19 protein-coding genes are annotated in these 23,011 nt (G+C 60.8%); 5 read left to right on the forward strand and 14 right to left on the reverse strand.

Going from position 1 to position 23,011, the window contains the following annotated elements; translation table 11 throughout:
• Positions 1–42: 42 nt before the first annotated feature.
• From BM399_RS18440 to BM399_RS18485, 10 genes are all read right to left on the reverse strand, one after another.
• Positions 43–1,281 (reverse strand): OmpP1/FadL family transporter, encoded by a 1,239-nt coding sequence (locus BM399_RS18440; protein WP_092869272.1) that lies wholly within the window; start codon positions 1,279–1,281, stop codon positions 43–45.
• A gap of 386 nt (positions 1,282–1,667) precedes the next feature.
• A complete protein-coding gene (thiD, locus tag BM399_RS18445; RefSeq protein WP_092869456.1) occupies positions 1,668–2,483 on the reverse strand; it encodes a bifunctional hydroxymethylpyrimidine kinase/phosphomethylpyrimidine kinase in 816 nt (271 codons plus the stop codon).
• Positions 2,484–2,527: 44 nt separating this feature from the next.
• Positions 2,528–3,325 carry a cytochrome c biogenesis CcdA family protein gene (locus BM399_RS18450; RefSeq protein WP_092869273.1) on the reverse strand — a complete coding sequence of 266 codons (798 nt, stop codon included), beginning with the start codon at positions 3,323–3,325 and terminating at the stop codon, positions 2,528–2,530.
• A 43-nt stretch (positions 3,326–3,368) separates the two neighbouring features.
• Positions 3,369–4,568: a phosphoglycerate kinase gene (locus BM399_RS18455; RefSeq protein WP_092869274.1), complete on the reverse strand. Its 1,200-nt coding sequence runs from the start codon at positions 4,566–4,568 to the stop codon at positions 3,369–3,371.
• Between the two features lie 41 nt (positions 4,569–4,609).
• On the reverse strand, positions 4,610–6,622 hold the full coding sequence (gene tkt, locus BM399_RS18460; protein WP_092869275.1) for a transketolase: 2,013 nt from the start codon (positions 6,620–6,622) through the stop codon (positions 4,610–4,612).
• A gap of 159 nt (positions 6,623–6,781) precedes the next feature.
• On the reverse strand, positions 6,782–8,641 hold the full coding sequence (locus tag BM399_RS18465) for a monovalent cation:proton antiporter-2 (CPA2) family protein (RefSeq protein WP_092869276.1): 1,860 nt from the start codon (positions 8,639–8,641) through the stop codon (positions 6,782–6,784).
• A gap of 216 nt (positions 8,642–8,857) precedes the next feature.
• Positions 8,858–9,460 carry a PQQ-dependent catabolism-associated CXXCW motif protein gene (locus BM399_RS18470; protein WP_092869277.1) on the reverse strand — a complete coding sequence of 201 codons (603 nt, stop codon included), beginning with the start codon at positions 9,458–9,460 and terminating at the stop codon, positions 8,858–8,860.
• Between the two features lie 106 nt (positions 9,461–9,566).
• A complete protein-coding gene (locus BM399_RS18475; RefSeq protein WP_092869457.1) occupies positions 9,567–10,529 on the reverse strand; it encodes a quinoprotein dehydrogenase-associated putative ABC transporter substrate-binding protein in 963 nt (320 codons plus the stop codon).
• Between the two features lie 183 nt (positions 10,530–10,712).
• Positions 10,713–11,600 (reverse strand): cytochrome c family protein, encoded by an 888-nt coding sequence (locus BM399_RS18480; RefSeq protein ID WP_244531363.1) that lies wholly within the window; start codon positions 11,598–11,600, stop codon positions 10,713–10,715.
• 272 nt (positions 11,601–11,872) lie between these two features.
• Entirely contained in the window at positions 11,873–13,699 is a 1,827-nt protein-coding gene (locus BM399_RS18485; protein WP_092869278.1) for a methanol/ethanol family PQQ-dependent dehydrogenase, read from the reverse strand.
• Between the two features lie 446 nt (positions 13,700–14,145).
• On the opposite strand from BM399_RS18485, the gene BM399_RS18490 reads away from it, so the two are divergent.
• Positions 14,146–15,114, forward strand: a complete 969-nt coding sequence (locus BM399_RS18490; protein WP_092869279.1) for a quinoprotein relay system zinc metallohydrolase 2 — start codon at positions 14,146–14,148, stop codon at positions 15,112–15,114.
• A gap of 88 nt (positions 15,115–15,202) precedes the next feature.
• Here the strand turns inward: BM399_RS18490 and BM399_RS18495 are convergent, their stop codons facing one another.
• The 4 genes from BM399_RS18495 to BM399_RS18510 all read right to left on the reverse strand — a co-directional run bounded on the left by BM399_RS18495 (position 15,203) and on the right by BM399_RS18510 (position 18,050).
• Positions 15,203–15,574, reverse strand: coding sequence for a hypothetical protein (locus BM399_RS18495; protein ID WP_092869280.1), 372 nt, complete (start codon positions 15,572–15,574; stop codon positions 15,203–15,205).
• Positions 15,571–16,260, reverse strand: coding sequence for a hypothetical protein (locus BM399_RS18500; RefSeq protein ID WP_092869281.1), 690 nt, complete (start codon positions 16,258–16,260; stop codon positions 15,571–15,573). Before BM399_RS18500 ends, BM399_RS18495 begins: the two co-directional genes overlap by 4 nt.
• Positions 16,261–16,531: 271 nt before the next feature.
• Complete coding sequence (locus BM399_RS18505; protein ID WP_425284105.1) at positions 16,532–17,500, reverse strand: YVTN family beta-propeller repeat protein; 969 nt, start codon at positions 17,498–17,500, stop codon at positions 16,532–16,534.
• 7 nt (positions 17,501–17,507) lie between these two features.
• Positions 17,508–18,050 (reverse strand): SRPBCC family protein, encoded by a 543-nt coding sequence (locus BM399_RS18510; protein ID WP_092869282.1) that lies wholly within the window; start codon positions 18,048–18,050, stop codon positions 17,508–17,510.
• Positions 18,051–18,273: 223 nt separating this feature from the next.
• Here BM399_RS18510 and BM399_RS18515 point away from each other — a divergent pair, with 223 nt between their 5' ends.
• The 4 genes from BM399_RS18515 to BM399_RS18530 are packed head-to-tail and all read left to right on the forward strand — an operon-like array spanning position 18,274 to position 22,955.
• Positions 18,274–19,557, forward strand: a complete 1,284-nt coding sequence (locus BM399_RS18515; RefSeq protein ID WP_092869459.1) for a formylmethanofuran dehydrogenase — start codon at positions 18,274–18,276, stop codon at positions 19,555–19,557.
• Between the two features lie 19 nt (positions 19,558–19,576).
• The gene (locus tag BM399_RS18520) at positions 19,577–21,241 is read left to right on the forward strand and encodes a formylmethanofuran dehydrogenase subunit A (protein ID WP_092869283.1); all 1,665 of its coding nucleotides are present in this window, start codon (positions 19,577–19,579) and stop codon (positions 21,239–21,241) included.
• Complete coding sequence (gene fhcD, locus BM399_RS18525; RefSeq protein WP_092869284.1) at positions 21,238–22,143, forward strand: formylmethanofuran--tetrahydromethanopterin N-formyltransferase; 906 nt, start codon at positions 21,238–21,240, stop codon at positions 22,141–22,143. Before BM399_RS18520 ends, fhcD begins: the two co-directional genes overlap by 4 nt.
• Positions 22,143–22,955: a formylmethanofuran dehydrogenase subunit C gene (locus BM399_RS18530; protein WP_092869285.1), complete on the forward strand. Its 813-nt coding sequence runs from the start codon at positions 22,143–22,145 to the stop codon at positions 22,953–22,955. The genes fhcD and BM399_RS18530 overlap by 1 nt, the downstream gene beginning before the upstream one ends.
• The last annotated feature ends 56 nt before the right edge of the window (positions 22,956–23,011 follow it).

Raw genomic sequence — 23,011 nt, forward strand, 5'->3', positions numbered from 1 at the left:
GCGCGTTGGGCCCGGTTTTTTGTTTTCAGCTCAGGGAGTGGCTTACCACTTCGTGCGCATGCCGACAGAGAAGAGATCGATCGACGCCTGCGCCGTGCCGGTGAATGGGCCGATATCGGTCACTGTGTTGAGGTTGACACCGCCGTCCTGGACAAAGATGTGCGAATACCCTGCATCGAGGGTGATGGAGTCGCTCCACTTGTAGCTCGCGCCGATGCTCAGCCAGACCCGATTATTGTCGGGAATCTGAACGAGCCTTTCGGAAGGGTCCTGAACGGGCGAGATCTCATAAGCGACGCCACTCCGCAACGTGAGAAGCGGAGAATAGTCGTATTCACCGCCCACAGAGAAAAACCAACCGTCGTGCCAGTTCGCGTCGACCGCCAACGTTCCGCCGGGCGTCGTCAACGGAAGGTCCTTGAACACGCTCCAGTTCTTCCATTCCACCGTACCCATGAGCCGAGTGGTTGGCGTAATCTCCTGCCGCGCGCTCAATGTCACGATATCGGGAAGGTTGACCTTTGCTGTCGCAGGAACGTTGGCTCCGAAGGTGAGAGCCTCTGAATGAAACGTTCCCTCGAACTCGTGCGTCATCTGAGAGCGATAACCGAGACCGATGGTCGTGCCCCGAGCCGGCTCGATCGTGATACCCGCTGTGCCGCCGAATGCCCAGTCGGTGCCACCAAATTGCGCGACGCTATCTGGAGAATCGCGAAATTGCAGTTTCGTCTGCGCCCATTCGATCTGCACACCCGCACCGATCGTGATACCCGGCGCGATGCGATACGCAATCGTCGGATTGGCGTTCATCGTGATAAGCTTGGCTGTCACGCCCAGGTACGATCCCGGGTAGAACGTATTTTCAGGCTTCGAAGCCAATCCGAACGGCGAGTTGAGCGCGATGCCGATCCAAAGGTCTTTCGAAATCTGGTAAGCGCCATAGCTCGCGCTCGTCGTCGCGTCGATGCCGATGTTACCGCTGCTGCCGGAGCCGAAAGGACCCGGACCGGTGATGTCGACATTCGCGTACGGAAGGATCAGCGTGTAAGACGATTCCGAGTTCAGCCCTGGAAACTGCGCCGTCGCCGCCGGATTCCAGAACATCGACCCGAGGCTGCCGCCCGCCGCGGACCCTGCCGAAGCCGAGCCGAGAAACACAGTCGACTGCTCATGAATGTCGAAGCCGCCCGCCGATGCTGCGCTCGACCAAGTCGCAGCAGCAACTGCGCCAATGACTGCGAGACGGAACGGATTCCCTGATCTCTTTTTTGACTGCCGCATGTACTAGCCCCCGACGCCTTGACGGCGTTTACCTTAGTTCTCACCTTACGCTTATCTTTGCCTAACTACATGTGAGGAAAGACTCAACGGGGCCAAAACATCTATCCTGTGCCACTTGAGCAACAAGAATAGCGGCAACAAAAAACCGGCCCGCCGTAGGCGGACCGGTTCTTGCCAAGCCCCGTTTCAATCCCTCGAAACTTAGCTTGGCGCTCCCCCCGGAGTCTGTGAACGGCGTTATGCCGAAGTCGCGCGCAAGCTGCCAAAGTCCTAGATGGGGCGCAAGCCTTGACGCCTTCCCTGACGTGCGAGTCGAAGCGGTTAGATGCTCGCTCGCCACAGGCCTTGCACGCACGACCAGGAAGCACGCGCCCTGAACGGCGAAGCTACGCTTTTCTCAGCGCAAAATTATGGTCGACAGGTCCGTTGCCTTTGCCGATCTGCATCTGTGCACCGGCAAACAACGCGTGCCAGACGAAGCGCTTTGCGTTTTCCACTGCCTCGCGCATCGGGTGCCCCTGCGCGAGACCGGCCGCAATTGCTGCCGACAACGTGCAACCCGTGCCGTGTGAATTCCGCGTCGCGACGCGCGGCCGGCGAAGAACATGATGCTCTTGTCCGTCGAACAAAACATCGACGGCTTCCGCCCCAGTTCCATGACCGCCTTTGAGAAGCACCGCGGCGCAACCGAATTTCATCAACGCTTCGGCTTGCACCCGCATATCTGCTTCGGTCTCTGCCAGCGGACCATCGAGCAGTCGGCTGGCCTCCGGGATGTTCGGCGTAATCAGGCGAGCCCTCGGAAGCAAAGCGCCGCGCACCGCGTCGATGGCATCGGGCGCGAGAAGAACATCCCCGCTCGTCGCCACCATGACCGGATCGACGATCACGGGCACAGCCGGAACCTCGCCGAGAAGGCGCGCGATCGTCTCGACGGTCGCAGCGTCGCCGAGCATTCCCGTTTTCATGGCCGAAACTTTGAGATCGGAAACGACCGAACGAAATTGCGCAGCGATGAAGTCGAGCGATATCGGAAAAACGCCCGTCACCCCGAGCGTGTTCTGCGCCGTCAATGCCGTGATGACAGTCGCACCGTAGATTCCGAAAGCAGAAAACGTTTTCAAATCCGCCTGAATACCGGCGCCCCCGGAAGGATCGGACCCGGCTATGGTAAGGGCAATCGGAACAGTCTCGGCGGCCATCATTTTCATTCCAATGGCTTCATTTGAAGAGCTCAGGCCCCGCCTCAGGGCGTTCCCTTTTTCAAAATCTCCGAACTGAGATCAGAGGGCGTGACGAGGGACTCGATCCTACCCAGCGCCGGGAAGTTCTCGATCATCCATTGGCTGAACCAGTTCTGCGCACCAAACACGAACAGCAGACCCGTTACGACGAGCAGCAGCCCCATGACTTTTTCGAGTGTCGCGAAATGGCGCTTGAACCGCTTCATGAACCCGAGGAACGGGCGTATCGCGATTGCGGCAAGGATGAACGGGACGCCGAGACCGAGCGAATAGACAAGGAGCAGACTGACGCCGGCTGAGAGGCTCGACTCGCTCGCGGCAAGCGTCAACACCGTTGCGAGCACCGGCCCGATGCACGGCGTCCACCCGAACGCGAACGCGAGCCCCATGACGTAGGCGCTGAGGAAGCTCGATTCCTTTGCGGCGGTCGAATATCGCGCTTCATTGTAGAAAAGATGGATGCGGAAAATTCCGAGGAAGTGCAGCCCGAACAGAATGATGACGATACCGGCGAGCGTACCGAGCGACGCGCGATAAGAGAGCAGCACCTGACCGATCGAGCTCGCTCCGGCGCCGAGGCTGACGAATATCGTCGTGAACCCCAGGACGAAGAACACAGCGGAAATGACGACGCGCAACCAGACGCCGCGGTCTATCTTTTCGTCACCTGTCAACTGATCGAGCGTCGTCCCGCCGATATAACCGAGATAGGGCGGCACGAGCGGCAGCACGCATGGCGACAGGAAGCTCGCGAGACCCGCAAGACCGACGCCAAGATAGATATGAGCATCTGCGAGCATTACAGCCTACTTCCTGATGCTTGGCTCGCCGGTAAACGCGTCTTCAGCGCGCGAGCGCTGCGACGCCTGGCAATTCGCGGCCCTCGAGCCATTCGAGGAATGCGCCGCCTGCGGTCGAGACATAGGTGAAATCATCCGCCACGCCGGCCGAGTTCAAAGCCGCGACCGTATCTCCGCCGCCCGCGACCGAAACAAGCTTTCCTGCTTTCGTCAATTGAGCGGCCGCGCGCGCCAGCGCAAACGTACCCTCGCCGAAAGGCGCAATTTCGAACGCTCCGAGCGGGCCGTTCCAAAGCAGCGTTTTAGTACGATCGAGGAGTTCACTGGTGCGCGCAACGGATTTCGGACCAACGTCCAGGATCATCGCGTCCGCCGGCACGCTATCGATCGCCACAACCTCGCTGGCGGCGCCTTCCTTGAATTCGCGCGCAACGACCGCATCGACCGGCAGGACGATTTCGCAGCCCTTCTGCTTCGCGGCAGCCATGATGTCTCGCGCGGTCGCATGAAACTCCGGCTCAGCGAGAGATTTGCCGACGGCGACGCCGAGAGCTTGGAGAAACGTGTTCGCCATGCCCCCGCCGATGATCAGGCTGTCGACCTTCGCGACGAGGTTCGTCAAAACCGGAATCTTCGTCGAAACCTTGGCTCCGCCGACGACCGCAGCGGTCGGCCGCTGGGGCTTTTCGAGCGCGGTTCTGAGGGCGTTGATCTCCTCCATCAGCAGCGGCCCGGCGTATGACGGAAGAAAATGCGTCAATCCCTCGGTCGACGCATGCGCGCGGTGCGCACACGAAAATGCGTCGCCCACGAAGATGTCGCCAAGCTTCGCAAGCTCTCCCGCGAAGGCCGGATCGTTCTTCTCCTCGCCCTTGTGAAAACGCAGGTTCTCGAGAAGCGCCACATCGCCATTCTTCAGCTTGCCGACGGCACTCGCGGCTTCCGCACCGATGCTGTCGCCGCCAAAAGCAACCGGCCGCCCGAGCAAGCGTTGCATCATCTCGGCGACAGGCTTCAACGACAGGTCGGCTTCAGGACCATTCTTCGGCCGTCCGAAGTGTGAGATCACGATCACCTTGGCGCCGCGATTGGCCAAGGCGTTGATGCCGGGCAGCAGCCGCTCGAGACGCGTCGCGTCCGTGACTTTCCCGTCTCTCACCGGAACGTTGAGATCGGCTCGAACGATAACCCGTTTACCTTCGACGTCGATCCCATCCGTCGTCTTCAGCTTGTCGAGGTTCATTCCGCGTCCATTCCGGTATCAAATGCCTGGTTGTCAGCTCGTCATGCGGATTTCGAAATCGCGCCCCGCGCTGCTTCCGCTACGTGCGAAGCGGTGATGCCGAAATGCTCATAGAGCTTACCGGCAGGCGCCGACGCGCCGAAACCGTGCATGCCGATGAAGACGTCGGACGGATTGCGAAGCCATTCGTACCACGACTGTGCCGTGCCTGCTTCGACCGCAATCCGCGGAACGTCGCCGAGGACATCACGTTGATAGGCCTCGGACTGAGCACGGAAGAGTTCGAACGACGGCATGGAGACGACGGCGGCCTTGATGCCATCCTTCGCCAGCGCAGCAGCCGCTTCGACTGCGAGGCCAACCTCGGAGCCGGTCGCGAGCAACGTCACGTCGCGCTTGCCCTCCGGCGCCTTCAAAACGTACGCGCCCTTTGCGCTGAGGTTTTCAGCGCCATCCGCACGAAGATTGGGTACCGCTTGCCGCGACAGGGCCAGAACTGATGGCGCCGCTTCGGACGCAATCGCCAGCTCCCAGCACTCGGCCGTTTCGACGCCGTCAGCCGGACGAAACACATTTACGTTAGGGATCGCGCGGAGCGAACTCAGGGTCTCCACGGGCTGATGCGTCGGCCCGTCTTCGCCAAGACCGATCGAGTCGTGCGTCAGCACGTAAAGCACGCGCTGCTGCATCAAAGCCGAGAGACGAATGGAAGGACGGCAGTAGTCCGCGAAGACGAGGAACGTCCCGCCGTAGGGAATGAACGAGCCCGAGAGTGCGAGGCCGTTCATCGCCGCGGCCATGCCGTGCTCGCGCACGCCGTAGTGGATGTAATTGCCTGAGAAGTTCTCGGGCGTCACGGAGTTGTGGTGCTTGGTCCGCGTGCCGTTCGATCCCGAGAGGTCAGCGGATCCGCCGATCAATTCCGGCAGGACCGGCACGAGGCGTTCAATCGTCAACTGCGACCAGACACGCGTGGCGCGCTTTGCGGTATCGCTCGTGAAAGCGGTCTTCGCCTCGGCGATCGCCTTCGCAACGAGGGCTTTCGTATCGCGCCCGGCAATCAATGCGTTCGCTTCCGGGCTCGCAGCGGATACGCGCGTTGTCCACTCGGCGCGAAGCTTCTCGTGCGCGCTGCCAACCCCGCGCCAAGCGGCGAGGATGTGACCGGGAATCTCGAACGGCCCATACGGCCAACCGAGCTTCTCGCGCGTATTCTTGATCTCCTCGGCGCCAAGCGGTTCGCCGTGAGCGGAAGATTTACCGGCTTTGTTCGGCGAGCCGTATCCGATCTGCGTCTTGCAGGCGATGAGCCACGGCTTCGACGGATCGGCCTTGGCTGCTTTGATCGCCGCCGAGACGGCCGCCGCATCGTGGCCGTCCACCTTCGCCGTATTCCAGCCCGACGCCTCGAAGCGCTTCACTTCGCTGTCCGAGACCGACAGGCTGGTCGCACCGTCGATGGTGATCGAGTTATCGTCCCAGAGGACGATCAGCTTGCCGAGCTTCAGATGCCCCGCGAGCGAAATGGCTTCCTGGCTGATGCCCTCCATCAGGCATCCGTCACCGGCGATGACGTACGTATGATAGTCGATGAGTTCAGAGCCGACGCGCGCCGCGAGCAAGCGTTCCGACAGCGCCATGCCGACGGCATTGGCGAGACCTTGGCCCAGCGGCCCCGTCGTCGTCTCAATTCCGGGAGCGTGGCCATATTCGGGATGACCCGCGGTCTTCGAACCGAATTGACGGAAGTTCTTGATCTCCTCGATCGTCATGCCGGGATAACCGGTCAGATAGAGGAGTGAATAAAGAAGCATCGACCCGTGACCGGCCGACAGGACGAATCGATCGCGGTTCGGCCATTCCGGCGCACTCGCATCGAACTTGAGCGCTTCGGTGAACAAAACGGTCGCAACATCGGCCATGCCCATGGGCATCCCGGGATGACCGGAATTGGCCGCCTGAACGGCATCCATCGCCAGGGCGCGGATGGCATTGGCCATTTCCCCGAGGCTTGCTGCCGGCGCCGTGTCGGCCTTGATCTGGGCTTTACTCATTCTTTTCGTGGATCCGTTTTCATGAGCGCCGCTGGCGCCGCCGTGAGGTCGAGGGACATTTACCGGGGGATTGCGGCCCCGTCTACCGCAGCGAGACCCGTGGTGCACGGCAAAAACCGCACCTCCGGACCCATTGCCGTAGGGGACCAAGTGTCACGCTTAAGGGTCGATGGTGTCCGCCTTGGCCTTGGCGTCACGCGAAGTCTTGCCCTCGCGCGGACCTTTCTCGGCGTGTGCGAGCTTGGCTTCTTCCGCTTCGTCCTCGCGGAACAGCTTCTCGAGCATGGCCTGCGACGTGCGCGCCCGCTCCAGAAGCTTCTCGACATCCGACGACAGCTTGTAGTCTTCGTTGAGACGCCGCTCGTCGTGATCCCGGAAGGTCTTGACGATGCGGCTCGCGACCCGCTCGGAATACCCGAGACCCAGCATCAACGATCGCGTCAGGTCCAAAGACGCCAAAAAGGTCTCGCGCCGCATCGCCGCGACGCCGAGGTCGAGCAGCCGGTAAGCGTGCATGCGGTCACGCGCACGCGCGTAGATCGGCACGTGTGGATACTGCTTCTTGACGTATTCCGCCGCGCGCATCGACGCTTCGACGTCATCGATCGCGAGCACGAAGGCGCGCGCCTTGTCCATCTGCGCTGCCTCCAGCACCTCAGGCCGGCTGGCATCACCGAAGAAGGCCTTGTTGCCGAAGCGTCTGACGAAGTCGACCTGCTCCACGCTGATGTCGAGCGCCGTGAAAGGAATACCCTTCGCGCGCAGCACGCGGGCCGTGATCTGTCCGAACCGTCCAAACCCCGCGATCACGACGTGTCCGTCGTTGTCGGGCAACGTATCGAAGGGACGCGTCGGCGCCTTCGCCTTTGCCGAAAGCCTGCGGTCGAGCAGCAGGAGCACCGGCGTCATCGCCATAGACAAGGTGATGACGACCGCGAGAATTTGCGACGGTTTACTGCCGAGGACACCAGCGGCCTGACCGACCGACAGCAGAACGAAGGCAAACTCGCCGCCTTGCGACAAAGCAAAAGCCAGCCGGCGCGACGGTCCGGCCTCGAGTCCCTGCCAGCGACCGAGCAGAAACAGGATAGTGGCCTTCACGACGATCAGCGCCAGCGTGAGCGATATGATCAGCCCCGGCTCCGCGAGCAGAAGTCCGAGATTGAGCGACATGCCGATGGCGGTAAAGAAGATCCCGAGCAGCAGTCCTTCGAAAGGCCCGATGTCTGCCTCGAGTTCGTGGCGATAGCTGCTTTCGGCAAGCAGAGCACCCGCGATGAAGGCGCCGAGCGACGCTGACAATCCAACGGCTTCCATGATCAGCGTGACGCCGACGACTGTCAGAAGCGCGGCCGCCGTCATGGCCTCTTTCACGCGCGAGAGCGCCACGAGACGCAGAAACGCATCGAGCACATAACGTCCGACGACGACGACGAGAACGATCGTCCCGAGGCCCTTTGCGAAAGCGAAGTAATCGATGACCGGTGCAGACTTGGCGGCCGTCACCGCGAAATACGGTGTGAGCGCAATCAGCGGAATGGCGGCGAGGTCCTGGAACAGAAGCACCGAAAAGCCGAGCCGGCCATGCCGGGTCGAAAGTTCGTTGTTCTCTTCGAGCACCTGCAAAGCGAAGGCCGTCGAAGAGAGCGCCAGAGCAGCGCCTGCAAACAGCGACGGCTGCCACTGGGTTCCGAAAAATAGAATGCCGACGAACGCGAGCGCGAGCGAGGTAATCGCCACCTGCAATGTGCCGATGCCGAAGACGGCCTGGCGCATGGCCCAAAGCCGCTTGGGCCGTAACTCCAATCCGATCAAAAACAGCAGCAGAACGACGCCGAATTCCGCGAAGTGCAGAACTTGCTGCGCATCGTGCTCGGAAAACAGCCGCCCGACGCCATACGGCCCGAGAAGTACGCCCGCGACCAGATAGCCAAGAACTGCTGCGATACCGAAAAATCGCGCGAGCGGTGCGGCTAGCGCCAAGGCGGCCAAAAGGATCGCTAGTTCATTTAGTGTCACTCTATCCCCGCTTCTCTGGCTGAGAGATTGCATTCTGCGCGAAATCTACAGTGTGCTGCGCAATACACCATCCCGCCAACTTGTATAGCAACCCATCAGCGGATCGCGTCCGAAGCCGTTAACATCCGATCCACCTCGAAACGGTGGCGACGAGGTGGCGGCCAGTGCGGCAGATTGCAATCAAATTGAAATTCACGCCTCAGGGCCGCTCGAGGCTCAAGGCAATGGATGAGCGTCGACGACGAGGCCGCCGGCTTCCTGCCAGCCGTCGCTGCCGTCGCGATACCAATCGACGTTCGTATATCCGTAGCTCAAAGCGCGCTTTGCGGCATTCCAGCTCATCCAGCAATTCTTGAGACAGAAAAAGACGAGCGGCTTCGTCTTATCGCCCTTCGTCAGCATCTCGAGGTTGCGTTGAAAATACTGAGCCGCATCTGCCGACAGAACGCCGTAGCCGACATTCGGAAGCCATACGGCGTCTTCGATTGTCATGTGCGACGTATCCCGCCAGATCGTACCCTCAGGAAGGCCCTCCGGTTTCGGCGCACGCGGATAGACGTCGATGAAAACGGCGGTCTTCGCAGTCCAGATTTTCATTGCCTCGCTGTCGGACAGCACCGTTGCGCCTTTGAGCGTCAGTGGCACGGGCTTGCGATAATTATCGGTCCGGTAGGACTGAGGCTCAGGTGGCGCCTCGCCGATGGGTGCAGGACCGGAAACATCCTCTTCCGCTAACACGGCGAGGGTGCCGGCAACCGGCATCCAAAGTGCTGCCGTAACGATCAACGCGACGATCATCAGCGCGCGGGGCAGAAGCATCTTTGGCGGGAAACTTTCAGATTGCCCGAAGCAAGGGAATAAGCGGTGAAATAATCGGGAAGCGGCGCTTAAAAATCCGCCGCTTCCGAATTCGCGTCTCGCGTCTTTAAGGCGTAGCCGCCGCTGGAGCCGGTGACGACGCCGTCGCCGCACTGCCCGCCGGAGCTGGCTCTGCCGTAGCCGACGTGCGCGGCTTTGTGATCATCTCGGTCGACGTATCGTCATCGACCAACAGCGGCACGCCGTAATCGAGCAGCACCTTGTCGATATCGCCCTGCCGTTTGCGAATGACCTCGTTGAGCTGGCGCTTCCAGGCATCGTCGCCGTTACGCACGCCCATCGTAATGCGAAATGCAATTCTGGCGGCGCCGACGTCTTTCACGAGAGGAACGACAACGAGCGGCACGCCGTCCCGCGACGCCCAGTAAGCCGCGATCGGCCCCCACAAGATTCCGGCGTCGACTTCACCCTTGCGAATGTCGTTGATCATGTCTACGGCGGGATTTGCGTAACGGCGATCGACCATCAGCGGGTAGCCGTGCACGTTGGACATCAGACCGTACCGTGCGGCGAGCGTTGCCCCGGCCGAGGCCTGCTGGGCGCCGATTTTCTTGCCTTGGAGGCGAGGGTCGGCGAGCGAGTCGACTCCGTCGAGGCCGGTGCCTTTCTTGTAGATGAGGGCCGACGTCGAACGATAGATCGCGTTCGTGTTCAGCACCTGGTCATCGCCCTGCCCCCATCCGATGACGAGATCGCATCGTTTGGCGCCAAGTGTCATGCGTACGAAGCCCGTCGCCTTGGGAAACCACGTATAGACGACCGGAAGCTTCAACTCCTCGCCGATGATGTTGGCGATCTTGTTTTCAAAGCCCTCAGCCTTCTCGTTCGAGAACGGAAGATCGGCCGGATCGGCGCAAACGCGAAGCTGTTGCCTGTTGACCAGATCTGCCTTCGGCACGTCGGCGGCGTTTGAACGAATGGGAAAAGCAAATATCGAAACGGCAGCAGTAATTCCCAGAGCCAATGCAGGCGCTGAAAAGAATGAAACGTTGAGCGCTTGTTTCCTCACGTTGATAACCTTTTTGTTATAGCGGCGTGAACGTGCCGGCTCCTGATATGGAGTGGGGGCACGCCGCAATTGCGACCCGCCCCCCTGAACCTTCAATGACCGAATTTACTGTCAGCCCGGAGCGACGCCGACGCGCTCCGGACTAACAATCATATGATGAGGATCGGATAAAATTCCAGATCCTCAGCCCGTGCATTCTTCCGCAGCTTTTTTGGCTTCGGGCGAGATATCTTCACGGCCATTCGGACGACCGGCAGGCATACCTGTGTGGCTGTCGACCATGTTCTGGGAACGTGCCTTGATGTACGTGTAGATATCGTCGATGTAGCACATGATGTTCTTGTCTTCACCGAAGGCCGGCATGACGTATTCCGTGCCGGCGCGGTTGACGACGCGGCCGCTGGAAACCGTCGCGAGGAACGTATTGTAATCCATCGTCTTTAGGCTTTCCCCAAGGTTCGGAGCGAACGTGCTGCCGAGCGCATTCGGGCCATGGCAAACGTGGCAGGCATCATGATAGCGGCGGAAGCCGTTCCAGGTGCCCCAGTCAACCATGTAGTCCTTCGTGACAACCGGCAGGGGATCGCCGTCCTTGTTGCGATAACGGCCATCTTCAAACTTGATGCCCTCGCTCTTGGCGAGATCGCTGACCGGGTTCGGATAGACGGCATCGCCATCCGGCTTGCGCGATCCCTCGGGCGGCGAGTTCGGATCATCCGGATTGGGCGCGGCTGACGACGCTGCGGGTGCAGCGGGTGCTGCAGCCGGTTCGGCTTGCGCGACCTGCTCGGGTTGAGCTGGAGCCGGCGCGGCAGGTGCTTCCGCTTTCTTCTCGGGTTCGGCTGCGGGCGCCGGGGCAGGCGCAGCTGCTTCCGTCTCAGCGGGCTTCGCTGGTTCGGCGGCAGGCGTCGCGGCAGCTTCAGTCTTGGCTTCTGGAGCGGGAGCGGCTTCGGTCGTCGGAGCCGGTGCAGCAGCCTTCTCTTCGGGCTTGTTCTGCTCCTGGCAAGCGGCAGCTCCGGCGGCGGCACAAGCCATCAGCGCGAAGGCCAATCTCTTACTGAACTTGTTCACGATGTTCCTCTTCATCCTGTCGTTTGAATTGCGTGGGTCACCACCGCACTGACCGTTCCCAAATCCATTCTAGAGATCGTGGATGGTGAGCCGCCGTTCGCCGAACGCTTCCCGCTTTTTGCGCCGCGTTTCAGGGCGAAAAAATATCGCCACTTGTCGCGCCGTTCTTTTGAAAAGACAGGGTATCGGGTTGGTTGGCTGATGCGTGGCCGGACGGCAAAGAGCCGGCGCAGGTTTCCCTGCACCGGCTCCCGTATTTCTAGGCGCGTGTCCTATGGGAGAGCGAACACGGTGAGCGAGCCACCGAGGTTCGTGTACTCCGAGAGGCCAGCGTAGCCACCGACAGCACCGAGACCATCGGTCGGGTTCGTCAAGCCAGCAGCAAGACCGATACCGGCCCAACCACCAACGCCCGAGAAGATGCCAACGTACTGCTTACCGCCGTGGCTGTAAGTCATAGCGTTGCCGATGATGCCCGACGGCGTCTTGAACTTGAAGAGCTCCTTGCCATCCTTCTGGTCGACGGCTTTGAAGTAGCCTTCGAGCGTGCCGTAGAAGGCAACGCCGCCAGCGGTGGTCAGAGCGCCCGACCAGACCGAGAACTGCTCAGGCTTCGACCAGACGATCTTGCCCTTTGTGCCGTCCCAAGCGATGAAGTTACCCATACGCTTCGGTTCATCCGGACCCGGGAACATGGACAGCGTGGCGCCAACGTAGGGCTGACCAGCCGTGTACGAAACCTTGAAGGGCTCGTAGTCCATGCAGACGTGGTTCGTCGGAACGTAGAACAGGCCAGTCAGCTTCGAGTAAGAAGCCGGCTGCTGGTCCTTAGAACCGAGAGCCGCAGGGCAGATGCCCTTCGTGTTCACGTCGGCACCCTTGCCATCCTTGAACGTCGAGTACTTGGCGACGCGGATCGGACGGCCATAGTCCTTAGAGGACTTGTCCATGTCGATGCCAGATGCCCAGTTCGTGGCGAGGTCATACTTCTCAGCGACGAGAAGCTCACCCGTTGCACGATCCCAGGTGTAGCCGAAGCCGTTACGGTCGAAGTGAGTTGCCGTTTTACGCTTCGTGCCATCGAAATCGAGTTCGGCCAGGATCGGCTCGTTGATGCCGTCGTAGTCCCACTCGTCGAATGGCGTCATCTGGTATGCCCACTTAGCAACGCCGGTGTCGACGTCACGAGCGAACATGGTCATCGACCACTTCTGGTCGATCGGCTTGCCATCCGGTCCCGCACGCTGTGCAGGGTTCCAGGTCGATGGGTTGCCCGTTCCGTAGTAGATCAGGTTGAGTTCAGGATCGAAGGCCATGTAGCCCCAGGTCGAACCGCCACCGATCTTCCACTGATCGCCGTTCCAGGTCTTGAGCGAAGAGTCCTTGCCGACCGGCTTGCCGAGCGACAGGGTCTTTTCAGGATCAACCAGGATGTCAGAATCCGGGCCCATCGAGTAGGCGCGCCAGACCTTCTTGCCGCTGTTGATGTCGTAGGCAGTGAGGTGGCAACGAACGCCGAACTCAGCGCCCGAGATACCGATGATCACCTTGTCCTTCGTGACGAGCGGAGCACCAGTGCCCGTTTCGCCCTTCTTAGGATCGCCGTCGATCACCTTCCACAGTTCCTTACCCGTCTTCGCGTCGAGAGCGACGAGAGCGGTGTCGGCCTGATGGAGGAAGATCTTGCCTTCGGCATACTGCACGCCACGGTTAACCGTGTCACAGCACATCACGGGGATGACCGAGGGGTCCTGCTTCGGCGTATACTTCCAGATGATCTTCTGCTCGTCGGCGAGGTTCAGTGCGAACACGATGTTCGGGAACGCCGAGTGAAGGTACATCGTGTCACCGATCACGAGCGGGCCGCCTTCGTGACCACGAAGAACGCCCGTCGAGAACGTCCATGCCACTTTCAGCTGACCAACGTTTTCAGTGTTGATCTGGTCCAGAGCGGAATACCGCGTACCGGCATAATCGCCGGACTGCTGGGCCCAGTTATTCGGATCTGCCGACAACTTGGCAACGTCATCGTTCGCCCAGACGGGCGCCGAGAACGCGGCTGTTGCGAGCAAACCGTAGGCGAATGCACTTTTGCGCATCGCGCTTCCTCCGTTTTGAGAAAAGTCTTGCCACGCTTGCAAGTCGAACCCGAGGACTGCCGATATCTCCTGGCTCCGATCTCAGGAATTGCGGGATTTTCTCCCGTCTTTGCCCCGTCGGAGAAGGAGTGCTTCACGAAACCGTGTAGAAACCGGTAGTCCTCGTGAACGAGGCGCATGTAGACACTTTTTTTTTCAAGCCGCAACACGAAGTGCGACGATCATTCCGCTGCGGCAAATTAGGACAACACCTCTGACCCAAATTACCCCTTTATTCACCGGAAGAAATTGCAATGCACAAAAAATGCTGCGGCGCACGTCTAGTTGTTTCTGAGCGGTAAAAATTAGGCTTGGTGATTAGGAATTTGCCCACTTTCGTGAAAAGTCGCGGACTGAACACACCTTGCGAGCATCCATATCGCACAAATTCCAGAGGCCTGGATTGAATGGTTGAAATTTCACCTTTGAATGCAAAAACTTCCCGGAAAGAGTTCCTCCGCGGTGTGACCTTGGCAGCGCTCCTGCCGCTCCTGCCGCGCGTTTCTAAGGCTGAAGCTGAGCAGATCGGCGTCCACGAGATCGCGCCGGGCGTTTTTGTTCACGTCGGCAAATACGAATTGGTTAACAGGGAAAACCGCGGAAATATTTCAAATGCCGTCTGCATTGTCGGCAGTTCGGCCGTCGCCGTGATCGATACGAGCGGCTCCTACGCGGCCGGTAATGATCTTCATGAGGCTATCTCGAAGATAACTGAGACGCCCATTCGCTATGTCATCAACACCCACATGCATCCCGACCATGTTCTGGGGAACGCCGCCTTCAAATCGGCGGGGTGCGAGTTCGTCGGCCACCACAAGCTTCCGGCTTCTCTCTATGCACGCAAGGACAGCTATCTGGCGAATGCACGTCAGCGAATCGGTGACGAAGCTTTCGCGGGCACCGAAATCATTCCGCCGACCTTGCTCGTGACAGACACTCTCGACCTCGATCTCGGTGGCCGAACACTGACGCTCAAGGCGCGCCCCACAGCGCACACCGACAACGACCTGACGATCTTCGATTCAGCAACCGGCACATTTTTTCTCGGCGATCTGCTTTTCTCAAATCATGTTCCGACACTCGACGGTTCGCTCGTCGGCTGGATCAATCTCATCGGAACGCTGATGCAGGAAAAAGCCGAGCGCGCCGTTCCGGGCCACGGACCCAACACGATGCCCTGGCCCGATGCGATCAAGCCCGTAGAACGCTATCTGAAAGTTCTGGCGAGCGACGTTCGCAAGATGATCAAGGACGGCAACACGATCGAGCAAGCCGTCGCGACGGCCGGACAGTCTGAGCGCGGAAATTGGGCGCTATTCGACGAGCATCACCCGCGCAACGTCACCGCCGCCTTCACCGAACTCGAATGGGAATGATCTCTTCCGCGCTCGCCGGCCGGCTCGCGGAAAACTAAAAACGCGCCCGGCGGCCGGCTCCCCGCAGGGGAGTCGCCGGGCACAATCATCAAAAGCAGCGCAACTCACCTTCGACCTGCGCGCGCCGCAGATTTTTCACCTTTTCCTGGAATTCCGGCGCGTGCGTCCAGGCGACGTTTTCTCCGCCTTTCAGACCGACGGACAACAGCGTCTCCGCCTCCTCATATTCGGCGTACGGCAAGATCGCCGCGATTTCGTCGATCGAGCACGAGCACTTGTCGAGGTTGGCGCGGTTCTGGCCGTTGACCGCCATGCACGCATAAACGTAATCGGCGCGCGCCGTTGTTGGATAATCGTTGGGCGGCAATTCCTGTGCCGCGACGCGCGAACCCACGGCGGAAACCAGAACAGCCGCCACGAAAAGCCCGCTGAATGCCAGGCTCGAGAAGCCCTTTGTCATTTTACCTCTCCTACACCTTCAAGCGTCGTCGTCTCTTCGAGCGTCGGCGAGTTCTTGTCCGTATTGTTGTACTCGGCCGTCATCTTCGCGAAGTAACCGGGGATCTTGTCCGACAGCGCAATCGTAAACGTCGCGCCCTCGAAACCCCTCATCTTTCCACGCGCCGGATCGTTGACGAACGGCGTCGCGGTTACGCGATAGCCTTCGACCGTCTGGCCCTTATAGACGATCGTTGCCGGAGCAATCGTTGCGCCGTCGCCGAGATGCCGGCTGAACATGCCCTTGAGATAAGCACTGTCCCCACCTGCCAGCTCGCGGAAATGCGCAACCGCGTTGTCGAGATAGATGATGAGCATCGGATTGCCGTCCATGTCGGTGATCCGTTGCGGCTCGCGGGCTCTATCCCCCGAGTACATCTTGATCATAACGTTCTTCTTGCCCGGCGCTCCGTCGCTTTCGACCTTCACGATAATGTCATCCGTGTAGCCCTCGCCGAGCGCCTTCGGATTGGAAGGCTTGCGCTCGAATTTGTAGACGAGGTCGGTACCCGGAGCGACCGCAGCAATGTGCGGCCGGTCGAACAGGATTTCGGCCGGCTTCGGCGCCTCGGCCGCAACGCTTGCAGCACTCAGGCAAGTGACCGCGAACGCCGCAAGACCGGCTGTGCGGAAGGGAAAAGTGAACATAGGGGGCGATCCTCCAGATCGTCGATGCGAAACTTTTTTCCCGGCTGTGTAGCGGGACAACGGCAGCTTGACCAGAAGCCTTGCCAATTTCAGTCAATGACCCGGGCCATGAACCGAATGCAAGGCATTCCGAAGGATGCCGGAAGATCGGAAAGTCTCAACTTACAAGCCAGTAACCCGGCCAGTAATCCGGGGCAGTAACCCGAGGCAGTAACCCGGACGTTTATCGCCGGACGCCACACAGGCGGTCATCGCCCAGGTATCCCAGCGGTCAACGTATGAATTTGCCGAACGCCCGGGGCCCGCTGCTGACCGCGGCCTTGCCCGTTACGGCAAGACTTCGGGGATCGATGCGCAGAAGAACGTCGTCACCCCAGCACGCCACATAGACGTTCGCTCCGTCCGCGTCCGGCTCGATGCCTTCAGGATGATCACAAGCCGCGATCCGCTTGATCGGCTGAAGCGTCGACTGGTCGAACACGGTGACGGTCCCGCCGTACTGGTCCGTGACGAACCCCCTCCCCTGGGCCAAGGCGACCGCGTAAGGACGCCGCCCGGCCGCCACGCGCCCGATCACCTTCTTTGTGGCGATCTCGATCACGGTGACGTCGTCACTCTTGACGTTGGCGGTGAAGGCCCTCTGGCCGCTAGCGTCGATCGTGATGCCGAAGGGACGATTTCCGACTTCGACCGACGCCAGCCGCGTGCGCGTCCCGATATCGATAATCGAAACGGCGTCGCTATCGCGATCGGCAGATAAGAGCAAACGCCCGTCCGGCGTCACGGCAAGCCCCGACGGAGATTGCCCGACGGCGATCTCGCCCGAAACGGAGAGCGTCCCGGTATCGACGATGATCACCTTATGCGCATACCAATCAGCGACATAGACCTCGGGCCGGGTGGGATGCGCCGCGATCCCGAGGGGCGCGCCGCCGAGAACGAGACGCCGCTTGATCGCGCGCGAAACGGCGTCGATCTCGATCAGCTCTTTTCCATCCGGTGCGGTGACGTAAGCCGTCGCCTTGTCGGGGGAAAGAGCAATGCCGGCGGGCTTGCCGCCGGCATGAATGCGCCCGGTCTCTTTCATCGCTGACAGATCGACGAACGAGACGCTGTCGGAAGGTTGACCCGTTACGATCGCCTCATGCGCGGCGGCGGCCCCGCACGGCCCGGCCAGCGTGAGCACGCCGAGTGCCGGCAGGCAAAGACCGAGCTTCCGTCGAACCCGCGAGGCGTTCAATCGTCCCTCAGCTTCCGCCTTCGATCTTCTTCTTCAACGCCGCGAGGGTTGAGGTGTAGAGATCTGTGATCGCCTTATTTGCAACTTCGTCCGAGAGCTCCGGCGGCGGGTCGTTAAGCATATAGCCGCGGTAGAACGCGCCCTTCCATTCGACCGTTGTCTTGTCGCCGTTCGCCGTCACGGTGATGCGCGAGGAATAATCGTTGATCGGCAGGACCTTCACGTCGACCTTGGTGATCTCGTACGAGTAGGACTTCTCCGCAGCGTCATACGTATCGAGCTGTTCCTCGACCGTGCCGCCGCTCTGGAGCGTCAGGGTGCGGGTCGCGCCGGTGTCGTTGCCCCCCTTGCCCTCGGTCTTGGCGACGGCGGGGATCCAGCTCGCATCCTGGAAATTGCCGATCACGGCCCAGACCTTATCGGCGGGCGCATTGATCTCGACGGACTCGACGACTTTCTGGCGAGACGGGCCGTGCGCCCATGCGGCGCCGGTCAGAGCCAGCGGCACGAGGCCGAAGATCGTGGCGGCGATCAGCAACCGTTTGAGCATACATTCCTCCGGAAATTATTGGTGCGTTGGGCAGGTCCTTGGCCCGGGATCGAGCGGCGGGACAATAGGCAGGTTCATCGTCAACGGAAAGACGGCAAAATGTGTCGCATTCAATCTGTCCGTTCGCCACGCTTGACCGCCCCGGTAACGTTGTTTTACCTGCGGCCGCGTGCTTTGGTCGAATCCCGCCGGTCGCGAGACCAGGGACCATGAGGAGCAGGATTTGGAATCCGAAAAGTCGAGTCACGGCGCAAACCACCATACGAACGTCGCCTGTCCTTTTTGCGGCATTCTTTGCGACGATCTTGAGATCGGCCCTTCGAGCGAAGGGCTTAAAGTTTTGAAAAACGGCTGCGTGAAATCGGTAGCGGGCTTCGAACGGAAGCTCGTCGAACCCTCTCCGCAAGTCGACGGAAAAGATGTGTCGCTGGACGAGGCCATAGCTGCCGCGGCGCGTCTCATCCGTGAAAGCCACCTGCCGATCTTTGGCGGCCTCGCGACGGACGTCGAAGGCGTCCGCGCGATCATGGCCCTCGCGGAAAAGGGCGGCGGCATCGTCGACCATGCGCTGAGCGACGCTCAGTATCGCAATTTCAAAGTGCTGCAGACCTCGGGCTGGGTGATGACGACGCTCACCGAGGCGCGCAACCGCGCCGACCTGTTCATTATCGCCGGCAGCGACGTCCACAAGCTTCATCCGCGCTTCTTCGAACGCATCGTTTGCAACGAAGCCTCGATGTTCTCGGATAATCCGCCGAAGCGAACGGTCGTGTTCCTCGGCGAAGGGCTCGATCAGTCTGCCGTCAAAGGCAATCGCATCGGCGAAGTTCTGACGCTTCCGGTGAAGACCGACCGCATCGGCGAAGTTCTCGATGCCATGCGTGCCCTGAACAAAGGCGCGACCATCACCGGCGATAACATTGGCGGCCTGCCGCGAGCGGCCGTCGAAGATCTGCTCGAGCGTTGCAAGGCCGCGAGCTACGGCGTCGTCGTATGGGCGCCCCCGAGCCTCAGCTTCGCCAACGCCGACTTGACGGTGCAGGCGGTCTCCGAGTTCGTCAAAGACATCAACCTGACATCGCGCTTCGCAGGCCTCGCCCTCGGCGGCAACGAAGGCGCAGTTTCGGCAGGCGCAGTATGCGGCTGGCAGTCCGGTTTCCCGCTGCGCGTCTCGTTCGCGAGCGGCAAGCCCGACTACGATTCAGAGCGCTATGCGATGAACCGCATGCTCTACGCCAAGGAAAGCGACCTGCTTTTGTGGCTCGCTTCGTTCACACCTGATTTGTCTCCGCCGGATACGGATATTCCGATGATCCTTCTCGGCACGCCATCGATCAAGCCGGCGCGGACTCCGAAGGTCTATATTCCCGTCGGCACGCCCGGCATCGATCATGCGGGCATTATGGTGCGCGTCGACAACGTCGTATCGCTGCCATTGCGCAAGCTCCGCAATTCGACACTGCCTCGCGCCGCCGACGTACTCGAAAAAATTGAAGCTGCCCTCTAGGCCCAATACGAGACCGAGAATGCTCATCAAGCTCACTGGCGGCAAAGTCTACGATCCCGCGAACGGGGTCGACGGCGAAGTTCGCGACATCTTCATCGAGAACGGCCGCATCGTCTCTCCTGAGCCGACCGCCAAGGTCGATCAGGAATACCCTCTGCACGGCCGGGTCATCATGGCCGGCGGCATCGATCCGCATTCGCACATCGGCGGCGGCAAGATGACGATCGCCCGCATGCTGCTTCCCGAGGATCACATCGGCCATGAAGTGGCGCGCACGGAATTGACGCGCGCCGGCGTCGGCCACGCCGTCCCGTCGACGATGACAACAGGCTATCGCTACGCCGAGATGGGATACACGGCCGCTTTCGAGCCCGCGATGTTGCCCGCGAATGCCCGGCAAGCGCACATGGAGATGGGCGATACGTCGATCATCGACAAAGGCGCCTTCGTGATGCTGGGCTCCGACGATTTCTTCCTGCGCCAGCTCGCCGGCAAGGCCGATTTCGCAGCCATCAAGGATTACATCGCCTGGACGATGCACGCCGCGCAGGCGATCGCCGTCAAGGTCGTCAATCCCGGCGGCATCAGCGCCTTCAAGTTCAATCAGCGCAAGCTCGATCTCGATGAGAAGCACGTCTATTACGGCGTCACACCGCGCGACATCATCGTGACGCTGGCCCGCGGCCTGCATGAGCTCGGCGTCGTCCATCCGCTGCATATTCATGGCTGCAATCTCGGAGTACCGGGCGGCTACGAGACGACGCTTGAGACGATCAGGGGCGCGGAAGGCCTGCCGATCCATCTCACGCACATTCAGTTCCATAGCTACGGCACCGAAGGCGACCTGAAGTTTTCATCCGCCGCCGCGCCCATCGCCGAAGCCGTCAACGCCAACAAGAACGTGTCGTGCGACGTCGGCCAGGTCATGTTCGGCCAGACGTGCACGGCCTCCGGCGACTCGATGCGCCAGTTCGTCAACACCCGTTCCGCCGATCCGAAGAAATGGGTCGTGATGGATATCGAGTGCGACGCGGGCTGTGGTGTCGTTCCCTTCAAGTATCGCGACAAGAGCTTCGTCAACGCGCTGCAGTGGGCCATCGGCCTCGAGCTGTTCCTGCTCGTCAACGATCCATGGCGCCTGTTCCTGACGACGGACCATCCGAACGGTGGACCGTTCACATGGTACCCGCATCTCATCCGGCTCCTGATGGACAAGGAGTTCCGCCGCGACCGGATGCAGACGATCAATCAGGACGCGCTGAAGTATTCGACGCTCGCATCCCTCGACCGCGAATATTCGCTCTACGAAATAGCGATCATGACGCGCGCCGGCCCTGCTCGCAGCCTCGGTCTCGTCGATCGCGGCCATCTGGGCGTCGGCGCCTGGGCGGACATCACCGTCTACGACGACAATCCCGATCGCGAGGCCATGTTCACGACGCCGGAACTTCTCTTCAAGAACGGCGAACTGATCGTGCGCAACGGCAAGATCGTCAAGGTCGTCAACGGCGGAACGCACGTCATGCGGCCGTCCTACGACCCGGGCATCGAGAGATCTTTGAAGGGCTACTTCGAAGATTATCATACGGTACGCATGGACAACTTCCGCTTATCCGATGATGAAATCGTCAACGGCGGCCGCGGCTCGCTGATCATCCAACCGACCAGGGCACGCGCAGCATGAGCAAGACGGTCAACGGCGTCGCCATCGACGATACCTTCGCCGAAGCTTTTGGCATGAGCGGAACCGGCATCATCATCACGGCCGATACGCTGAAATGGGCACGCATCGCAGCAACCGTCGCGACGGGCTTCGGCACGTCGGTGATCGGATGCGGCGCTGAATGCGGCATCGACAAGGAATTGTCGCCCGACGAAACACCCGACGGCCGCCCCGGCGTCCGCATCCTCATCTTCGGATTTTCGCCCGACGCGCTCGTTCCGCAAATCCGCAATCGCATCGGCCAGTGCGTGCTGACGAGCCCTGGCTCCGCCTGCTACGCCGGCCTCAAGGCCGATAAGTCCATCGGCCTCGGCAAGGGACCGCGGTTGTTCGGCGACGGCTTTCAGACGGCCAAGAAACTCGGCGGCACTCGCTACTGGCGCGTGCCCGTCATGGACGGCGAATTCGTGATCGAAGAGGAAACAGGCCTGACGACCGACGCCGTCGGCGGCGGCAACATGCTGATCCTCGGCACGGACCGCGCCGGACTTCTCGAAACGGCTGAAGCCGCTGTTGACGCAATCGCCAAGGTCGATGACGTCATTACGCCCTTTCCCGGCGGCATCGTGCGCTCGGGCTCGAAGGTCGGCGCGAAATACGCGGGCATGTTTGCGTCGACGAACGACGCTTTCTGTCCGACGCTTCGCGGCACGGTCAAGAAGACCGAGCTCGCGCCCGACACGCTCGCGGTCCTCGAAATTGTTATTGACGGCCTGACGTCGAAAGCCGTTGCCGATGCCATGCGGGTTGGCCTCAAAGCCGTCACCGACATCGGGGCGAAGCGCGGCGTCACGCGCATCACCGCCGGCAACTACGGCGGCAAGCTCGGCCAGCATCACTATCATCTGAAGGATCTGATCTGATGAGCGGCCTCACGCTGCGCCTCAAGGCGCCCGCGAACGAGCGGTTGACGTTCAAGGACATCACGCCCGCGAAGCTCGCCGCTCTGTCGTCGCACGAAATCGCACGGCTGAACGTCGGCATCGAAAAGGGCGGCGTCGCCCTCGGTGATGCATTCGAAATTTCAGGAACCCCGGGCGACGTCCTCACCGTCGAGGGCGCAACGCCCACGCTCGATTTCGTCGCCTTCGGTCTCGACAGCGGCACGATCCGCGTGGTCGGCGACGTCGGCCACTATGCCGGCCGCAAGATGACCGGCGGCAAGCTCGAAGTTCAGGGCAGCGCCGGCTCCCATCTGGCATCCGGTGCGACCGGCGGCATGATCCACGTCCTCGGCAACGCCGGCGATAATCTCGGCGGCATCGTTTCCGGAGACCGTTTCGGCCTGATGGGCGGCATCATCGTCGTCGAAGGCAATATCGGCGCGCGAGCCGGCGAAAAGATGCGCAGAGGCACTGTTGTCGTCCGCGGAAAGACGGGTGCGGGTACCGGCACGCGGATGATCGGCGGCACTATCTGGGCTGAGGGCGGCCTCGGTCCGGAGCCTGGCCTGATGATGCGCCGTGGCACGCTGATCGCCCCGACGGTCGACAGCCTTCTCCCGACATTCGTCGATACCGGCAAACACGATCTCGTGATCGTACGGGTTCTGGCGCGCTACCTGAAATCTGCCCTCGGCCAGCTCGCACCGAAGCCTATGCCATTGTTCGTGCAGAAGATTGGCGGCGACACGGCGACGATCGGACGGGGCGAAATTCTGTTGCCCGCCGCCTGACGCGGCGATTTGCAAACTATTTTGCAAGGAAGCACGCCTGAAACAAATCCCCGGCA

The sequence above is a fragment of the Hyphomicrobium facile genome (genome assembly GCF_900116175.1).
Taxonomy (GTDB): domain Bacteria; phylum Pseudomonadota; class Alphaproteobacteria; order Rhizobiales; family Hyphomicrobiaceae; genus Hyphomicrobium_B; species Hyphomicrobium_B facile.